15 protein-coding genes are annotated in these 17582 nt (G+C 72.4%); 8 read left to right on the forward strand and 7 right to left on the reverse strand.

Annotation, left to right across the window (positions count from 1 at the left end):
- Positions 1 to 11: 11 nt before the first annotated feature.
- Positions 12 to 2588 carry a serine/threonine protein kinase gene (locus tag O7595_RS12835; RefSeq protein WP_269728853.1) on the reverse strand — a complete coding sequence of 859 codons (2577 nt, stop codon included), beginning with the start codon at positions 2586 to 2588 and terminating at the stop codon, positions 12 to 14.
- Between the two features lie 163 nt (positions 2589 to 2751).
- A complete protein-coding gene (locus O7595_RS12840) occupies positions 2752 to 4458 on the reverse strand; it encodes a glycerol-3-phosphate dehydrogenase/oxidase (RefSeq protein WP_269728854.1) in 1707 nt (568 codons plus the stop codon).
- Between the two features lie 220 nt (positions 4459 to 4678).
- Here O7595_RS12840 and O7595_RS12845 point away from each other — a divergent pair, with 220 nt between their 5' ends.
- A complete protein-coding gene (locus O7595_RS12845) occupies positions 4679 to 5920 on the forward strand; it encodes a nucleotide sugar dehydrogenase (RefSeq protein WP_269728855.1) in 1242 nt (413 codons plus the stop codon).
- Positions 5921 to 6034: 114 nt separating this feature from the next.
- Entirely contained in the window at positions 6035 to 6559 is a 525-nt protein-coding gene (locus O7595_RS12850; protein ID WP_269728856.1) for a hypothetical protein, read from the forward strand.
- A 99-nt stretch (positions 6560 to 6658) separates the two neighbouring features.
- Here O7595_RS12850 and O7595_RS12855 read toward each other — a convergent pair whose 3' ends face one another.
- The 4 genes from O7595_RS12855 to O7595_RS12870 form a co-directional block, all read right to left on the reverse strand.
- Positions 6659 to 7783: a GuaB3 family IMP dehydrogenase-related protein gene (locus O7595_RS12855; protein ID WP_269728857.1), complete on the reverse strand. Its 1125-nt coding sequence runs from the start codon at positions 7781 to 7783 to the stop codon at positions 6659 to 6661.
- Positions 7784 to 7910: 127 nt separating this feature from the next.
- On the reverse strand, positions 7911 to 9413 hold the full coding sequence (guaB, locus tag O7595_RS12860) for an IMP dehydrogenase (RefSeq protein WP_269728858.1): 1503 nt from the start codon (positions 9411 to 9413) through the stop codon (positions 7911 to 7913).
- A gap of 150 nt (positions 9414 to 9563) precedes the next feature.
- Positions 9564 to 10151: a sigma-70 family RNA polymerase sigma factor gene (locus tag O7595_RS12865; protein WP_269728859.1), complete on the reverse strand. Its 588-nt coding sequence runs from the start codon at positions 10149 to 10151 to the stop codon at positions 9564 to 9566.
- A gap of 335 nt (positions 10152 to 10486) precedes the next feature.
- Entirely contained in the window at positions 10487 to 11098 is a 612-nt protein-coding gene (locus O7595_RS12870) for a response regulator transcription factor (protein WP_003948568.1), read from the reverse strand.
- A 381-nt stretch (positions 11099 to 11479) separates the two neighbouring features.
- On the opposite strand from O7595_RS12870, the gene O7595_RS12875 reads away from it, so the two are divergent.
- Positions 11480 to 11803: a WhiB family transcriptional regulator gene (locus O7595_RS12875; RefSeq protein ID WP_269728860.1), complete on the forward strand. Its 324-nt coding sequence runs from the start codon at positions 11480 to 11482 to the stop codon at positions 11801 to 11803.
- Positions 11804 to 11908: 105 nt separating this feature from the next.
- On the opposite strand, the gene O7595_RS12880 is transcribed toward O7595_RS12875, so the two are convergent.
- On the reverse strand, positions 11909 to 12799 hold the full coding sequence (locus O7595_RS12880) for a LysR family transcriptional regulator (RefSeq protein ID WP_269728861.1): 891 nt from the start codon (positions 12797 to 12799) through the stop codon (positions 11909 to 11911).
- Between the two features lie 79 nt (positions 12800 to 12878).
- Here O7595_RS12880 and O7595_RS12885 point away from each other — a divergent pair, with 79 nt between their 5' ends.
- From O7595_RS12885 to O7595_RS12905, 5 genes are all read left to right on the forward strand, one after another.
- Positions 12879 to 13547 carry an MOSC domain-containing protein gene (locus O7595_RS12885; protein ID WP_269728862.1) on the forward strand — a complete coding sequence of 223 codons (669 nt, stop codon included), beginning with the start codon at positions 12879 to 12881 and terminating at the stop codon, positions 13545 to 13547.
- A gap of 513 nt (positions 13548 to 14060) precedes the next feature.
- Entirely contained in the window at positions 14061 to 14834 is a 774-nt protein-coding gene (locus O7595_RS12890; protein ID WP_269728863.1) for an SDR family NAD(P)-dependent oxidoreductase, read from the forward strand.
- A gap of 484 nt (positions 14835 to 15318) precedes the next feature.
- Complete coding sequence (locus tag O7595_RS12895; RefSeq protein ID WP_269728864.1) at positions 15319 to 15522, forward strand: hypothetical protein; 204 nt, start codon at positions 15319 to 15321, stop codon at positions 15520 to 15522.
- A gap of 152 nt (positions 15523 to 15674) precedes the next feature.
- Positions 15675 to 16724, forward strand: coding sequence for a hydroxyacid dehydrogenase (locus O7595_RS12900; protein ID WP_269728865.1), 1050 nt, complete (start codon positions 15675 to 15677; stop codon positions 16722 to 16724).
- Positions 16725 to 16851: 127 nt separating this feature from the next.
- A complete protein-coding gene (locus O7595_RS12905) occupies positions 16852 to 17544 on the forward strand; it encodes an ester cyclase (RefSeq protein ID WP_269728866.1) in 693 nt (230 codons plus the stop codon).
- Positions 17545 to 17582 lie beyond the last annotated feature (38 nt).

The raw sequence follows: 17582 nt of genomic DNA on the forward strand, positions 1-17582 counted from the left end.
GGCGAACCACCTCAGTCCTTCGGGGCGAACGTGGCGAACGCCGTCTTGCGCAGCGTGCTGCACTCGGTGCCGTCCCATTCGCCCGCCTTGCAGCTGATCATGATCGAGTAGCCGTGGCGGGCATCGACCTTGAAGCCGCGGTTGAGCACGCGCACCCGCTGGCCGCCCTGGTTCCGCTCGAAGCTCCAGTCCGCGACGGTCGGATAGCCCCTGTACTCGACGGGCTTGATCCCGAGGTGCTCGTAACCGCTGCTGCTGCCCCTCACCGCGAACAGCGCGGCGTTCCAGGCGGCCGCGGCGTCGCCCTTGGGGCTGTCGGTGAAGTCGACCTGGACGCGCGGGAAACCGCCGTCCGCACTGAAGATCGCACCCGAGTTCTGACCGGCGGTACCGGTGCGGCGGAACGACTTCGGCATCGCCATGGTGAAGTGGAACTGATCGCTCGAAACCATTGCGTACCCGGCGGGGAGTGCGCTCCCCGCGGGGGCTCCGGGGTCCGTGCCGCCGGACGGCTGCGCCCCGCCCGTGTCCGTGCTCCCGTCGTCCTTGCCGGCGTCGCCCGTGGGCCGGCCGTGGCCCTCGCCCGGGTCGCTGCCGCTGCCGCCGGTGGCACCGCCGTCGTCCTCGGCGTCGCCGCCCGCGGCGCTCCCGGCGGAGGTGGTGTCGCTCTTCGGCTTGTTCTGCCCGCCCTTGTCCTCGTCCCCGCCCAGCGCGACGACGAGCACGGTGGACAGGATCGCGAGCGCGGCGACGACCGCGACGACCACCAGTGTGCGGCGGGGCACCACGTCGGTGAGCGGCGCCCGCACGGGCGTCGTCCGGGTGGCCGCGGGCACCGTCGGGGGCTTGGCGGCGGTTTCCTTGCCCTCGGTCTGCCCGGCCTCGCTCTTCGCCGCGTTCCGTACGGAGCGCAGCGCGCCGCGTACCCGCTCGGCCGCCGCGTCCGTGACCTCCCTGGCCCGGTCCCGGGTGGGGACGGCCGGCTCGGGCGGGACGGGCGGCAGGGCCACGACGCGGGTCGACTCCGGCGAGGGCTCCGTCTCCGCCGGGCGCTCGGGGGCGTCGACCACGTTCCGCAGCAGCGCCCGGGCGCCGGCGTCGTCGAGCCGCTGCGCCGGGTCCTTGGCCAGCAGGCCGTAGATGACCTCCTCCAGCGGCCCGGCGTTCTTCGGCGGATCGAGCGGCTCGGTCATCACGGCGGTGAGCGTCGCGATGGCCGAACCCTTGTCGTACGGGGGGCAGCCCTCCACGCTCGCGTACAGCAGACCTCCCAGCGACCAGAGGTCGGCGGCCGGACCGGGCTTGTGGCCCCGGGCGCGCTCCGGGGAGATGTACGAGGGCGCGCCGACGAGCATGCCGGTGGAGGTGATCGAGGGATCGCCCTCGACCTGGGCGATGCCGAAGTCGGTGAGCACGACCCGGCCGTCCGACGAGATGAGGACGTTGGACGGCTTCACATCGCGGTGAAGGATGCCCTCGCGGTGCGCGGAGCGCAGGACGTCGAGGACGGCCAGACCGACCTCGGCGGCCCGCCGGGGCGTCAGGAGGCCGTCCTCACGGATGGCCTCGGCGAGGGACTTGCCCTCGACGAGCTCCATCACGATCCACGGGCGGTCGTCCTCGTCGACGACGTCGTAGACCGTGACGGCCCCGGTGTTGCGGATCCGGGCGATCGCCTTCGCCTCGCGCAGGGTACGGGTGATGAGGCGGCGCTTCTCGTCCTCGTCGATGCTGTTCGGGAAGCGCAGTTCCTTCACGGCGACCGTGCGGCCGAGCGTCTCGTCGTCGGCACGCCAGACAGTGCCCATGCCTCCGCGTCCGAGGACGCCTCCCAGCCGGTACCGGCCGGCCAACAACCGCCCCTCGGCGGTCGGTCCGCGTCGCGACGAGGACCCCGCGGCCTTCGCCCCGCCCGCCCGGTCGGCCGGGCCTGGGCCCGCCTCCGCGGCCTTCGCGTCACCGCGCCCGGGAGCCCTCCGGCCCGCCGGTTCCCTCGCCGGGCCGCGCGCGTCCCCGCCCGCGGCGTCCTCGGGACCGGCGCGCCGCGGGTCGGGCGCGGCGTCCTCGGGAGCGCCCGCCCAGGGACCGTGGTCCGTGCCCCGCGATCCACCGTCACCGGCCGCGTCCCGCGCCGCGTCACGCTTCACCGGGTCCGCCGGGTCGGGCCGCCGGTCCGTGCTCTGTGACCCACCGTCCTTCATCCGGTTCGCCTGCCCCGCAGTCGGTTTCGCACGCGTACCGGGGCCGGCCGCGGGGTTCGCGCCGTCGGAGCCGGGCTCGGCGCCGGCCGTGGCCCGCCCGGGCTCCGGCCCCCCGTCCGCGGCCTCGCCCATCGAACCAGTGCCACCGTCCCGCCCGCCCGGATCGGCGGCGTCGTCCGCCGCGCCGCGCGCGGAGTCCCGCGCCGTGCCCTTGTCCGCGGCCCCACCCGAACCGCCGTCACGGGAGCCGGAGCCCGCATCCGGACGTTCGGACCGCTCCGCGGCCGAACTCGCCGCGGGATCCGCGCCGGTGGCGTGTCCGCCCTCCGGCTGCGCGTCCCGAAGGGGTTCCCGTGTCGTGTCCCGCGACTGCTCCGCCTCCGACATGCGTCCCCTCTGCGATCCCTGATCCTCGCCCGCGCCCGCCGCTCCCGCGCGATGCGGTAACCCGCCCTGGAAGAGCCCCCATTCTCTCTCACTCCGGGACGGGTGAAGCTCCCGGGTCCACCGAGCGTCAGGAAGGCTCCGGAGAAGGGGATTCCGCAGGATCCTAGATGGGGACGATGTCCGGCGCGCCCAGCCGCGCCGCGTCGGCCGTCAGGTCGTCCGGCTGCAACTGCGACTCCCGCTCGGCCTCCACCCGCTTCTCGTAGTGCTCGACCTCCTTCTCGATCTGCTCCTTGTCCCAACCGAGCACCGGGGCCATCAGCTCGGCGCACTCCCGAGCGCAGCGCGTGCCCCGGTCGAAGGTCTCGATGGAGATGCGGGTCCGCCGGGTGAGCACGTCGTCGAGGTGCCGTGCCCCCTCGTGGGAGGCGGCGTAGACGACTTCGGCCCGCAGGTAGTCGTCCGCCCCGGACAGCGGCCGGCCGAGCCCGGGATCGGCCGTGACGAGCTCCAGCAGTTCCTCGGTCGTGGACCCGTACCGGTTCAGCAGGTGCTCGACGCGGGCGACATGGAGGCCCGTCCTCTCCGCGATCCTCGCCCGAGCGTTCCACAGGGCGCGGTAGCCCTCGGCTCCCAGCAGCGGAACGTCCTCCGTGACGCACTCCGCCACCCGGCGGTCCAGCCCGTGCACCGCCTCGTCCACCGCGTCCTTCGCCATCACCCGGTACGTCGTGTACTTGCCGCCGGCGACGACGACCAGACCGGGCACCGGGTGCGCCACCGTGTGCTCGCGGCTGAGCTTGCTCGTGGCGTCCGACTCCCCGGCGAGGAGTGGGCGCAGACCCGCGAACACGCCTTCGACGTCGTCGCGGGTGAGCGGCACGGCGAGCACCGAATTCACGTGCGCCAGGAGGTAGTCGATGTCGGCGCTCGAAGCCGCCGGGTGCGCCTTGTCCAGGTCCCACTCGGTGTCCGTGGTGCCCACGATCCAGTGCCGCCCCCAGGGGATGACGAAGAGGACGGACTTCTCGGTGCGCAGGATGAGGCCGGTGGTCGAATGGATCCGATCCTTGGGCACGACGAGGTGGATGCCCTTGGAGGCCCGGACGTGGAACTGGCCGCGCTCGCCGATCATGGCCTGGGTGTCGTCGGTCCAGACGCCCGTGGCGTTCACTATCTGCTTCGCCCTGATCTCGTACTCCCCGCCCGTCTCGATGTCCTTCACCCGGGCGCCGACGACGCGCTCCCCCTCGCGGAGGAAGCCGATGACGGGCGCCCTGCTGGCGGCGTGCGCCCCGTACGAGGCGGCCGTGCGCACCAGGGTCGCCACGTAACGGGCGTCGTCCATCTGGGCGTCGTAGTACTGCAGGGCACCCACCAGGGCGTCCTTCCGCAGGCACGGGGCCACCTGGAGGGCGTGCCTGCGACTGAGATGGCGGTGGACGGGCAGACCGCGGCCGTGGCCCGAGGAGACCGACATCGTGTCGTAGAGCGCGACACCCGCTCCGGCGTAGACGCGCTCCCAGCCCTTGTGCTGCAGCGGATAGAGGAAGGGCACGGGCTTCACGAGGTGCGGGGCGATCCGCTCCAGCAGCAGTCCGCGCTCCTTGAGGGCTTCCCGCACCAGCGCGAAGTCCAGCATCTCCAGATAGCGCAGCCCGCCGTGGATCAGCTTGCTCGATCTGCTCGACGTGCCCGACGCCCAGTCACGCGCCTCGACGATTCCGGTGGACAGCCCGCGCGTCACCGCGTCCAGCGCGGTCCCCGCGCCGACCACTCCGCCACCGACCACCAGTACGTCCAGCTCGCGCTCCGCCATCGCGGCCAGGGTCTCGGCGCGCTGCGCCGGTCCCAGTGTCGCTGTCCTCACGGTGCCTCCCGTCGCCCCCATTGGTCAGGCCCACACACTCGATTCTGTCCGCACTCCCGGACTTCAGCCACCGCCTGTGGACAACACTCGGGCGACCTGACGCGCGCAATACCGCATATCGGTCATATTTACTCCTAGTCTGACATTGCCCCTGCTCGTTCTGTCCACAGGACTTGCGCGTCACGTGCCCTTCGGCTACTGGGAAGGACGGCTCAACGCCATGCCCGCAGATCTCGCCGTCATCGGACTCGGCCACCTCGGACTGCCCCTCGCCCAGGCCGCCGCGGCCGCGGGCATCGGGACCATCGGCTACGACCCCGATCCCCGCCCCGCCGCCGAACTCGCCGCGGGACGTCCGCCCGTGGACGGCTCCCTCAGCGCGTCGGAGATCCGCCGGATGCTCTCGGGGGGCTTCCGGCCCACCACCGACGCCACCGAGCTGGGCCGGGTGCGCACCGCCGTCATCTGTGCGCCGACCCCCCTCGGCCCGGACCGCAGGCTCGATCTCACGGCGGTCGGCGCGGCCGCCCGGGCGCTGGCCGCACGGCTGCGGCCGCACACCACCGTGCTCCTCGGGTCCCCGGTCGAACCCGGCACCACGGAGGGCTATCTGCGGCCGATCCTCGAGGAGGGCTCGGGGCTGCGCGCGGGCGCCGACTTCCATCTCGCGTACTCCCCCAGCCGGCTCGACCCCGGCAACCGCGCCCACGGCCAGGCCAACACCCCCCAGGTGATCGGCGGCCTGACACCCGCCTGCACCGAGTCGGCGGCGACCTTCTACAGCCGGGTCAGCGACAAGGTGGTCCGCGCCCGAGGACTGCGCGAGGCCGAAGCCGTCAAACTCCTGGAAACCAACTTCCGGCACGTCAACATCGCCCTGGTCAACGAGATGGCGGTGCTCTGCCACGAACTCGGCGTCGACCTGTGGGACGTCATCCGCTGCGCCGAGACCAAGCCGTTCGGGTTCCAGGCGTTCCGCCCCGGCCCCGGGGTGGGCGGACACGGCCTCCCCGTCGACACGGTCGGCCCCCACCGCTCGCTGCGGCTCGTGGAGCTCGCGGGCCAGATCAACGAACGCATGCCGAGTTACGTCGTCCAGCGTTGCGCGACCCTGCTGAACGAGCACGGCAAGTCGGCCCGCGCGGCCCGGATCCTCCTCCTCGGCATCACCTACAGGCCGGATCTCGCCGACCGGCAGGGCTCCCCCGCCCCGGAGATCGCGCATCGGCTGATGGAACTGGGCGCCTCGGTCGGCTACCACGACCCCTATGTGACCGACTGGCGGGTGAACGACCGTCCCGTACCCCGCGCCGACTCCCTGTACGAGGCCGCGGCCACCGCCGACCTCACCGTGCTGCTGCAGCACCACCGCACGTACGACCTGCAGGGACTGGCCGTCAAGGCACAGATCTTCCTGGACACCAGAGGGGCCTCCCCGGCGGGCGCGGCGCACCGTCTCTGACCCGCGGGGGCACCGGCGGAATTCGTGTGTGCGGTGTCGGAACCGGGTGTTAGCCTCCAGCGCCACGTGTCGCACATCCGTGCGCTTGAGCGTTTCCTTGGGGGGAACACCAGCATGTCCCAGTCCACTCCGCCGTCCGAGCAGTCCACCGCGCCGTCCGGAGCTCCGTTCGCCGACCGCACCGCACCGGCGCCCGCACCCGTCATCGGCGCGGACGTCCCGGCGCCCGCACCCGCCCGCGGCAACGTCGGCCTCGGCCTGGTCGCCGCCCTGGTCGCGGCCCTCGTCGCGGGCGGCGTCTACGGCGGTGTCGCCGGCGCGATCGAGCGGGAGATCGGCTGGGCCGCCATCGGCGTCGGCTTCCTCGTCGGCTTCGCGGCCGGCAAGCTCGGCGGCCGCAACGCGGTGCTGCCCGTGGCCGGCGCCGTGCTCTCGCTCGGCGCCGTCTACCTCGGCCAGCTCATCGCCATCGCGGTCATCGTCGGCAAGGAGTTGAAGGTCCCCGCGTCCGAGATGTTCCTCGAGAACCTCGGGCTGATGACGGACGCCTGGAGCGCGAGTACGGACTTCATGACCTTCGTCTTCTTCGCACTGGCCGCCTTCGCGGCCTTCGCCGGGGCCAAGAAGGCGACGGAGTGAACGCCCACCGCCGCCGTCCGGCCTGACCGGCACGCGACAACGGGAGGGGTCCGGCACCGACGCGGTGCCGGACCCCTCCCGTGCGTACGGCCCGGACCGTCAGCGCTTGTGCTGGGAGTCCGCGACCGTCACCTCGACGCGCTGGAACTCCTTGAGCTCGCTGTAGCCCGTCGTGGCCATGGCGCGCCGCAGGGCGCCGAAGAGGTTCATCGAGCCGTCGGGAGAGTGCGACGGACCGGTGAGGATCTCCTCCGTCGTACCGACGATGCCCAGGTCGACGAGCTTGCCGCGCGGCACGTCCTCGTGGACCGCCTCCATGCCCCAGTGGTGGCCCCGGCCGGGCGCGTCCGTCGCGCGGGCCAGCGGGGAGCCCATCATCACGGCGTCCGCGCCGCAGGCGATGGCCTTCGGGAGGTCGCCTGACCAGCCGACACCGCCGTCGGCGATGACGTGGACGTACCGGCCGCCGGACTCGTCCATGTAGTCGCGGCGGGCCGCGGCGACGTCCGCGACGGCCGTCGCCATGGGCACCTGGATCCCCAGCACATTGCGGGTGGTGTGCGCCGCGCCACCGCCGAAGCCGACGAGGACGCCCGCCGCGCCGGTGCGCATCAGGTGCAGCGCCGCCGTGTACGTGGCGCAGCCGCCGACGATGACCGGGACGTCGAGCTCGTAGATGAACTGCTTCAGGTTCAGCGGCTCGGCCGCCCCCGAGACGTGCTCGGCCGAGACGGTCGTGCCGCGGATGACGAAGATGTCCACGCCCGCGTCGACGACGGTCTTGGAGAACTGCGCGGTGCGCTGGGGCGACAGGGCGGCGGCCGTGACGACGCCGGAGTCACGCACCTCCTTCAGGCGCTGCCCGATCAGCTCCTCCTTGATCGGGGCGGCGTAGATCTCCTGCAGACGGCGGGTCGCGCTCTCGGCGGGCAGCTCGGCGATCTCGTCGAGCAGCGGCTGCGGGTCCTCGTACCGGGTCCACAGGCCCTCGAGGTTCAGCACGCCCAGTCCGCCCAGCTCACCGATGCGGATCGCGGTCTGCGGGGAGACGACGGAGTCCATGGGGGCGGCCAGGAACGGCAGCTCGAATCGGTAGGCGTCGATCTGCCACGCGATCGAGACCTCCTTCGGGTCCCGGGTGCGCCGGCTCGGTACGACGGCGATGTCGTCGAACGCGTACGCCCTGCGGCCGCGCTTGCCGCGCCCGATCTCGATCTCAGTCACGATGTGTGGCCTTTCCCTCTACGTCTGCGCCTACCAGTATCCCCGACACACACGTCAGGGGCGGTCCCGGGAATCCCCGGAACCGCCCCTGCGGAAACACGGCCGCCGTCACCTGCGGCGGTTCGCGCTACTTCCTGCTGTAGTTCGGCGCCTCGACCGTCATCTGGATGTCGTGCGGGTGGCTCTCCTTGAGACCCGCCGAGGTGATCCTGACGAACCGGCCCCGGTCCTGCAGCTCCGGGACCGTGCGGCCGCCGACGTAGAACATCGACTGGCGCAGACCGCCCACGAGCTGGTGGACGACCGCCGAGAGCGGGCCGCGATAGGGCACCTGGCCCTCGATGCCCTCGGGGACGAGCTTCTCGTCGGAGGCGACGCCCTCCTGGAAGTAGCGGTCCTTCGAGAAGGAGCGCTGGTCACCGCGGGACTGCATCGCGCCGAGCGAGCCCATGCCGCGGTACGACTTGAACTGCTTGCCGTTGATGAAGAGCAGCTCGCCCGGGGACTCCTCGCAGCCGGCGAGCAGCGAGCCGAGCATCACCGTGTCGGCACCGGCGACCAGGGCCTTGGCGATGTCGCCGCTGTACTGGAGGCCGCCGTCGCCGATGACCGGGACGCCCGCCTCCTTGGCTGCCAGCGACGCCTCGTAGATCGCGGTGACCTGCGGGACGCCGATGCCGGCGACGACGCGGGTCGTGCAGATGGACCCGGGGCCGACGCCGACCTTGATGCCGTCCACGCCGGCGTCGATGAGCGCCTGGGCGCCGTCGCGGGTCGCGACATTGCCGCCGATGACGTCGACGGGGGCGTTGGACTTGATCTTGGCGACCATGTCGCCGACCAGCTTGGAGTGGCCGTGGGCGGTGTCGACGACGATGAAGTCGACACCGGCCTCGATGAGGGCCTGGGCGCGTTCGAAGGCGTCGCCGGCGACACCGACGGCGGCGCCGACGATGAGCCGGCCGTCCTTGTCCTTCGCGGCGTTCGGGTACTTCTCGGCCTTGACGAAGTCCTTGACGGTGATGAGGCCCTTGAGGATGCCCGCGTCGTCGACCAGCGGAAGCTTCTCGATCTTGTGGCGGCGCAGCAGTTCCATGGCGTCGACGCCGGAGATTCCGACCTTGCCGGTCACCAGCGGCATCGGGGTCATGACGTCGCGCACCTGCTGGGAGCGGTCCGTCTCGAAGGCCATGTCGCGGTTGGTGACGATGCCCAGCAGCTTGCCGGCCGCGTCGGTGACGGGAACGCCACTGATGCGGAACTTGGCGCAGATCGCGTCCGCCTCGGCGAGCGTCGCGTCCGGGTGCACCGTGATCGGGTCGGTGACCATGCCGGACTCGGAGCGCTTCACCAGGTCGACCTGGTTGGCCTGGTCGGCGATGGAGAGGTTGCGGTGCAGCACGCCGACGCCGCCCTGGCGGGCCATGGCGATGGCCATCCGGGACTCGGTGACCTTGTCCATGGCTGCGGACAGCAGCGGGATGTTCACCCGGACGTTCTTCGAGACGAGCGAGGAGGCGTCGATCTGGTCGGGCGCCATGTCGGACGCGCCGGGCAGGAGCAGCACGTCGTCGTAGGTCAGCCCGAGTGTCGCGAATTTCTCGGGCACTCCGTCGACGTATGCAGTCATGACACCTTCCCCAAATGGCCTTGATCGGTGCGGATGTCCATGCTAACGGGATCCGAAGGTGTCTCATTCCACGATCAAGATCACCGAGCAGCTTTGTACGTTCGTACGTACGGACGTGGCGCGCGTGCGGTTCAGCCGCCGCCCTCCACGCTACTGCTCCGCGAGCGCCCGCAGTCTGCTGAGGGCCCGGTGCTGTGCGACGCGGACCGCGCCCGGCGACATGCCGAGCATCTGTCCGGTCTCCTCCGCGGTGAGCCCGACCGCGACCCGCAGCACCAGCAGCTCGCGCTGGTTCTCCGGGAGACTGGCGAGAAGCCGCTTGGCCCACTCCGCGTCATCGCTGAGCAGCGCGCGCTCCTCGGGACCCAGGGAGTCGTCGGGGCGCTCCGGCATCTCGTCGGACGGCACCGCGGTGGACCCGGGGTGCCGCATGGCGGCCCGCTGCAGATCGGCGACCTTGTGTGCCGCGATCGCGAAGACGAAGGCCTCGAAGGGACGGCCGGTGTCCTTGTAGCGCGGCAGCGCCATGAGGACCGCGACGCAGACTTCCTGCGCGAGGTCCTCGACGAAGTGACGGGCGTCACCGGGCAGCCGGCTCAGCCGGGTGCGGCAGTACCGCAGCGCGAGCGGGTGGACCCGGGCCAGCAGATCGTGTGTGGCCTGGTCGTCGCCGTCGACGGCACGCTGGACGAGGGCACCGATGGCCCCCTGGGCAGCCGCCGCCTCGTCGTCGCGCATCGGTCCATGGTGCCTTGGCTGCCGCTGCTCCGTGGCACCGCGTCCGTAGTTGTGCACCGAAGCGTTATGAGCAGGTGCGCCGGAACTCATCTCCTGCGCCCTCCCCTTGCGCTCGACCGACTCGTCCCCGAGGAACTCCACAACTCAAGGATGCGGCATCGCGCGGGAAACGTGCGCCCTCCGTCGTCCGCCGCCCCGCCCACCGTACGACGGGCGGGACTTACGATGCCTGTGTGGCCCGTGCGACAGGGCCCCGGGCGCGCGTCGCGTGCACGACGGCCGCGCGCCCCTCCGGTTCGCCCGCCGGGACCGGTCCCGGCTTCGCCCGGCACCGCTCAGCGGACCAGGCCCCAGCGGAATCCGAGCGCGACGGCGTGCGCCCGGTCCGAGGCGCCCAGCTTCTTGAACAGCCGCCTGGCGTGCGTCTTCACCGTGTCCTCGGAGAGGAACAGCTCACGCCCGATCTCGGCGTTGGACCGGCCGTGGCTCATGCCCTCGAGCACCTGGATCTCCCGGGCGGTGAGGGTCGGCGCGGCGCCCATCTCGGCCGAACGCAGTCGGCGCGGGGCGAGTCGCCAGGTCGGGTCGGCGAGGGCCTGGGTGACCGTGGCCCGCAGTTCGGCGCGCGAGGCGTCCTTGTGCAGGTACCCACGGGCGCCGGCGGCGACGGCGAGCGCGACGCCGTCCAGGTCCTCGGCGACGGTGAGCATGATGATCCGGGCTCCGGGGTCGGCGGAGAGAAGCCGGCGGACCGTCTCGACGCCGCCCAGTCCGGGCATGCGTACGTCCATCAGAATCAGATCCGAGCGGTCGGCCCCCCAGCGGCGGAGGACTTCCTCGCCGTTGGCCGCGGTCGTCACGCGCTCGACGCCGGGCACGGTTGCCACCGCGCGGCGGAGCGCCTCTCGGGCGAGCGGGGAGTCGTCGCAGACGAGGACGGATGTCATGGCCGCCCTCCGCAGCTGATGCGCGTCACCTTGAGCCTCCAGGCTGGTTACGTATCGTCACCTGTGCGGTTGACGCCCCCGGACTTCTGCCCGAGCGCTTGTTCTCTCAACCGCCTCCGCCCTCTCAACGACGGTCACTCGAAAGAGTTACGGGTGGGCCGGGGACCTTCGGCACTCTACGTGAGGACCCGCGAACGGAGGAGAGCGACACAGCTCAACTGCATGTCAGATGAGCCCCCATGCCCCATTTAGCTGCATTTCTTCCCATTTGCTGGTGTCTGCGACTAGATTCGCAATGAGTCATATTTACATCTACTTACACCGTAGATGTACGGTCGGAGCTTCAGAACCACTCAGCACGGCTACAAGGGGACATGCGCTATGGCAGATTTCTCCCGCCTTCCCGGACCGAACGCCGATCTGTGGGACTGGCAGCTGCTCGCAGCGTGCCGTGGGGTCGACAGCTCGCTCTTCTTCCATCCCGAGGGGGAACGCGGCGCGGCAAGGAGTGCGCGCGAGAACTCGGCGAAAGAGGTCTGCATGAGGTGCCCGGTACGCGCGGAGTGCGCGGCGCACGCACTCGCGGTCCGGGAGCCCTACGGGGTGTGGGGCGGACTGACGGAGGACGAACGCGAGGAGCTCATGGGGCGGGCTCGGCACCGGCTGATCCCGGCGGGGGGCGCGGGGAGCGCGCCGCACGGCTGATCACAGCCGTCGACGACTTGAGAAGAAACGTTCCTGCAACGCCCGGGCCGCGTCCGGGACCTCCCGCATCCGGACGGCGCGCACCGGAGGTGGCGTTTCGTCGCGTCAGCGGGCGGCGGCCAGGGCCAGCCGGTCGAGCGTGGCCGCGACCGTGGGCACCTGAGCCAGATCGGGCAGGGTCAGGGCGACGATCTCGCGGTGGACGGAGGGCTCCACCGCCACCGTGCGAGCCCCTTTGGGGAGCACGGACTCCAGCGCGAGCTCCGGCAGCACCGCGACGCCGAGACCGGCGCCGACGAGCCCGACCACGGCCGGGTAGTCGTCCGTGGCGAAGTCGATCCTGGGGGTGAACCCCGACTCCTCGCAGACCGCCACGAGCTGGCGGCGGCAGCGGGGGCACCCGGCGATCCACGGCTCGTCCGCGAGGTCCGCGATGGAGACGGATCCCGCGTCGGCGAGACGGTGCCCCTCGGGCACCAGCCCCACCAGCCGGTCGCTCAGCAGCGGCCGTACGACGAGGTCCGCCCACTCCGTGCCCCCGGCGCCGTACCGGAACGCCAGCGCCACGTCGCAGTCCCCCTCGCGCAGCATCTCCTCGGAACGGGGCGGCTCCGCCTCGACCAGGGAGACGCGCGTGCCCGGATGCGCGGCGCGCAGGGCGGCGAGGGCGGTGGGCACCAGTGTGGAACTGCCGCTGGAGAACGACACCAGCCGGACCCGGCCGGCGCGCAGCCCGGCGATCGCGGCGACCTCCTCCTCCGCCGCGGTGAGCCCGGCCAGGATCCCCGCCGCGTGGCGCACCAGCGCCTCCCCGGCCTGGGTGAGGCGCATCTCCCGGCCGGTGCGGACCAGCAGCGGGGTCCCCGCGGTCGCCTCGAGGGCCTTCATCTGCTGGCTGACCGCGGGCTGGGTGCAGCCCAGCTCACGGGCCGCCGCGGAGAAGGAGCCGGTGGCGGCCACGGCACGCAGGACGCGGAGGTGGCGGGCTTCGATCACCCCTCGATCATAAGGGACACTTGGGTCCCCGGTGAAATATTCGATGGAGGCTTTGGGTGGGTCGGTCTAGCGTCGGGGCATGGAACTTCTCTCGGTGAACGTGGGGCGGCTCAGGGCCGTCGAGCACACCTCCGCGGCCTCCGGCCTCAGCGGTGTGGACAAGCGGCCCGTCGCGGGCCCGGTGCGGGTCTTCGCCCCCGGGCCGGGGGGTGCCGGCGCGAGCGGGGTGGAGGGGGACGAGATCGGCGACGCCCGCTTCCACGGGGGCGACGACCGGGCCGTCACCGCCTTCGCCCGCGAGGACCTCGACCACTGGGAGCGGGAGCTGGGCCGGCCGCTGGCGGACGGCTCGTTCGGGGAGAACCTGACGACCACCGGTCTCGACGTGAACGGAGCACTGATCGGGGAGCGCTGGCGTATCGGTTCGGGGGTGGTCCTCGAGGTCACGGGCGGCCGGGTGCCCTGCAGCACCTTCCAGGGGCACCTCGGGGAGAAGGGCTGGGTCAGGCGGTTCACCCGGGCGGGGCAGCCCGGTGCGCTGCTGCGGGTGATCGAACCGGGGACGCTCCGGGCGGGCGATCCGGTGCAGGTCGTGCACCGGCCGGACCACGACGTCACCGTCGCGCTGCTGTTCAGGGCGGCCACGCTGGAACGGGAGTTGCTGCCGCGCACGCTCGTCGCGGCGCCGTGGATGGAGGGTTCGCTGCTGGAGGTCGCCCGGGGGTACACGGAGAAGCACGGCGGCTGACGGGGCTCCGGCGCGCCCCCGCCCACGGAAGGAAGTCGGCGGCCGGGGAGCGACGGGCACATGCCGGTCAGGACGGCGGCGGGCGCGGCCGCGAACCGGACGGATCGGACGGTCAGGACGGTCAGGACGGCCACGGACGGGAGGGGGCGGGGAGGGGGCGGGCGGGAACGGTGCCGGGCGGCCGGGCTCCGAAGCGGCCGGGTGTGCTCCGCAACCGCCGGACGGCCTTCCCGACGGACCGGGTGACGGCCCGTTACCCGCATTCCGCGGGAACGACTCACGGCCCGTTACCCGCACCCCGCCCGGCCGGGTGACACCCCGCCGCCCGCACCCCGCCCGGAGGGCTGACGGCCCGTTACCCGCATTCCGCGGGAACGACTCACGGCCCGTTACCCGCACCCCGCCCGGCCGGGTGACACCCCGCCGCCCGTACCCGCCGGGAGGGCTGACGGTCCGGGCTCCGCGGCCGGGCTCGCACGGCGCCCGTGGACGCGGCGCACTAACGTGCCGCCTATGACGACAGCACTCATCACGGGCTCGACCGCGGGCATCGGGGCCGCGTTCGCGCGGCGGCTCGCGGCGGACGGGCACGATCTGGTCCTGGTCGCCCGGGACACCAAGCGCCTCCAGGAGCAGGCCACCGAACTCCACGACCGGCACGGCATCGAGGCGGAGGTGCTGACCGCCGACCTGGCCGAGGACGACGGCATCTCCTCCGTGGAGCAGCGGCTCGGCGAACGCAGGCGACCGGTGGACCTGCTGGTCAACAACGCCGGGTTCGGCAACAAGGGGCGCTTCCTCGAGGTCTCCATGGCCGACGAGCTGCGGATGCTCAAGGTGCACTGCGAGGCCGTGATGCGGCTGACGGCCGCGGCCGCCGCGCCCATGCGCGACCGGGGCCGGGGTGGAGTGGTGAACGTGGCCTCGGTCGCCGCGTTCGTACCGCGCGGCACGTACGGGGCGTCGAAGGCGTGGGTCGTGCAGTTCACCCAGGGCGCGGCCCGGGACCTGGCGGGCACGGGGGTTCGGCTGATGGCGCTCTGCCCGGGGTTCGTACGCACCGAGTTCCACGAACGGGCGGGGATGGGCACGGACAACATCCCGGGCTGGATGTGGCTGGACGCCGACAAGCTGGTGTCGTCGGCGCTCGCCGATCTGTCGCGCGGCAAGACGCTGTCGGTGCCCGATCCGCGCTACAAGGCGCTGATGGGCGTGGTGAAGCTGGCTCCGCGGGGTCTACTGGGCGGGGTCAGCTCCAGGGCGGGCCGCAAGTACGGGCCGCGGTAGTCCCGCCCTGCCGGGGCACCATGAGGGTGCGGCCGCTGGTCCCGACCCCGGTGAGGGCCGTGACGGGTGCGGGATCGGGTTCGGCGGTGAGCGTGACGGGTGCGACGAAGAGCGTGTCCGGTCCCGGGCCGGTCGTGCCGCGCAGGGGTGGCGGTGCGGCTGAGCGGAGCGGCCCCTGGAGGTGGGGCCGGACGCGGAGGCCGTCCGGACCGTGTGGCCGTGTGCGGGCTGGAGTTGCGCGGTCGGTCCGTCCGGGCCGGCCGCCCAGCCCGTCTGCCGGACGGGGTGCCCTCGGGCTGCCCTCCGCGACGCGATCGGCCCCGTTCCTCGGCGCGGCCGTGTGCGAGCGCCGGGGAGTGCGCACGCACCACCGGGCACGGGGTGCGGAAACGGCCCGGCCGGGACCGCTCTTGACTTCGCCCACACCCGGCTGAAGTATCTCGGCCGACGCCCGCACCCGTGCCGCAGCCTCAGGAGCCCAGCCGTGAGCCGCAGTCGGAGCAGATCCACCCGAGTCATGGCCGGCGCGGGCACCGCCCTCGGGGTCCTCACGGCATGCGGCGTGGCAGTGACACGGGCCGGTTCGGCCCGTTCGGGAACGGGACGCCGCGATCGCCTACGGGTCGAGGCCGGGCACGACGCGACGGTCGCGGAGCCGAGGAAGCACGACCTGAAGGTCGAGGGCTGATGCCCGCGCCGACCCCCCGGGGCGCCTTCGCCCCCCTGCAGCCGCACCGGAAGGCTCGCCTGACGGCGGGGAGCGTCACGTGACCCCGTAGGTGTCCCGCCCGGCGACCCGCGGTTGACCTCAACCGACCACAGAGGAGTCGGACTTCCACCATGCACCACGCCACTGACAACGCCGGTGCCGACGGCAGCGGCGGGCCGTCCCTGCTGCTCGCCATGGGGGCCGGTGTCGCGGAACGCCTGTTCACCGACGCCCACCGGGCCCGTCTCGCCGCCCTGACCCGGACCGACCCGTACCTCGTGGCCCATGACCTCGCCGACCCCCCGCCCGCGGTGGCCACCGCGCTCGCCGATGCGGAGCTGCTGCTCACCTGCTGGGGCGTGACGCCGCTCGACGAGCGCGTCCTGGACGCCGCGCCGCGGCTGCGTGCCGTCGTCCACGCGGCGGGTTCGGTGAAGCACCACATCACCCGGGCGTGCTGGGACCGCGGCATCCTCGTCGCGTCGGCCGCCGCGGCCAACGCGCTGCCCGTGGCCGAGTACACGCTGGCCGCGATCCTCTTCGCCAACAAGCGTGTGCTGCACAGCGCTCACCGCTACCGCGAACTGCGTGCCGCGCACGACTGGCACCCGGAACTGGACGGCGCCGGCAACCACGGCCGTACGGTCGGGGTCGTCGGTGCGTCCCGGATCGGGCGGCGGGTGATCGAGCTGCTGCGCCCCTTCGATCTCCGGGTGCTGCTGTACGACCCGTACACGGACGTCGGCGAGGCCGCCGGCCTGGGGGCGGAGGCGGTGTCGCTGGACGACCTCTGCCTGCGCAGCGACGTCGTCACCGTCCACGCACCCGAGGTCCCGGCCACCCGCCATATGATCGACGCCCGCAGGCTGTCCCTGATGCCCGACGGCGCGACCCTGGTCAACACCGCGCGGGGCTCGCTGGTCGACACGGACGCGCTGCTCCCGGAGCTGCTGTCCGGCCGCCTCAGCGCCGTGTTGGACGTCACCGCGCCCGAGGTGCCCCCCGCCGACTCGCCGCTCTACGACCTCCCGAACGTCCTGCTGACGCCGCACGTCGCGGGTTCCCTCGGCCGGGAGCTGTACCGCATGGCCGATCTGGCGCTGGACGAGGTGGAGCGGTACGCGCTGGGCCTGCCCTTCAGCGAGCCGGTCGTCCCCGCGGCGCTGAACCGCTCGGCGTAGGTGTTCCGTCCGGGAGGGCCGCCCGTCCCGCCCGAACCTCTCCCGGTACGACAAATCAAGGCAGAACGCATGCATTTCACTAGACTGGAGGAATCCGACGCAGCGCCCGATCCGCCCGGGAGACGCCATGACATTCGTACAGATGATCGACTGCAAGACGGAACGCGTCGACGAGCTCAACCGGCTCCTGGACACCTGGGTCGAACAGACCAGGGGCAGGCGCACCGCCACCCACAGCCTCCTCGCCCAGGACCGCTCCGACGGGACCCACGTGGTGGAGATCGTCGAGTTCCCCTCGTACGAGGACGCGATGCGGAACTCGAACCTCCCGGAGACCGACCGGATCTTCCAGGAGATGGTGGCGCTGTGCGACGGCATGCCGACCTTCACCGACCTGGAGGTCATCCGCGACGAGCAGCTGCACAAGGACCTGTGCGCCCGGTTCTTCACCGAGGCCCTGCCCGGTGACCTTGGCCTCCTCGACGGACTGCTCACCCGGGACTACCACGATCACGACCCGGCCAACTCGCCGGACGTGATCGGGGTCGAGGCCTTCCGCCGCGAGGTCGCGATGTGGCGCGACGCCTTCGACTTCACCTTCACCGTCGAGGACCAGGTCGCCGAGGGCGACCGGGTCTGCACCCGCTGGACGTGGGCGGGCACGCACACGGGCGAGTTCCTCGGCCTCGCGCCCACCGGCAGGCAGGTCTCGATGACCGGCACGACCGTCCACCGGCTCCACGAAGGCCTGATCCGCGAGGGCTGGTGGCAGTACGACCGGCTCGGGCTGATGGGGCAGCTCGGGGCACTGGAGATGTGACCACCGGGCGGCGCCCCGGCCCGACCGAGGGCATCCGG

The organism is Streptomyces sp. WMMC940, assembly GCF_027460265.1.
In the GTDB taxonomy this organism is placed as follows: Bacteria; Actinomycetota; Actinomycetes; order Streptomycetales; family Streptomycetaceae; genus Streptomyces.

Bases quoted from the DNA above. Each gene is read 5' to 3' on its own strand.
- O7595_RS12890 (WP_269728863.1), top strand. From the start codon at position 14,061: ATGACGACAGCACTCATCACGGGCTCGACCGCGGGCATCGGGGCCGCG.
- O7595_RS12875 (WP_269728860.1), top strand. From the start codon at position 11,480: ATGGCAGATTTCTCCCGCCTTCCCGGACCGAACGCCGATCTGTGGGAC.
- O7595_RS12865 (WP_269728859.1), bottom strand. From the start codon at position 10,151: ATGCGCGACGACGAGGCGGCGGCTGCCCAGGGGGCCATCGGTGCCCTC.
- O7595_RS12835 (WP_269728853.1), bottom strand. From the start codon at position 2,588: ATGTCGGAGGCGGAGCAGTCGCGGGACACGACACGGGAACCCCTTCGG.
- O7595_RS12870 (WP_003948568.1), bottom strand. From the start codon at position 11,098: ATGACATCCGTCCTCGTCTGCGACGACTCCCCGCTCGCCCGAGAGGCG.
- O7595_RS12885 (WP_269728862.1), top strand. From the start codon at position 12,879: ATGGAACTTCTCTCGGTGAACGTGGGGCGGCTCAGGGCCGTCGAGCAC.
- guaB (WP_269728858.1), bottom strand. From the start codon at position 9,413: ATGACTGCATACGTCGACGGAGTGCCCGAGAAATTCGCGACACTCGGG.
- O7595_RS12850 (WP_269728856.1), top strand. From the start codon at position 6,035: ATGTCCCAGTCCACTCCGCCGTCCGAGCAGTCCACCGCGCCGTCCGGA.
- O7595_RS12905 (WP_269728866.1), top strand. From the start codon at position 16,852: ATGACATTCGTACAGATGATCGACTGCAAGACGGAACGCGTCGACGAG.
- O7595_RS12845 (WP_269728855.1), top strand. From the start codon at position 4,679: ATGCCCGCAGATCTCGCCGTCATCGGACTCGGCCACCTCGGACTGCCC.
- O7595_RS12900 (WP_269728865.1), top strand. From the start codon at position 15,675: ATGCACCACGCCACTGACAACGCCGGTGCCGACGGCAGCGGCGGGCCG.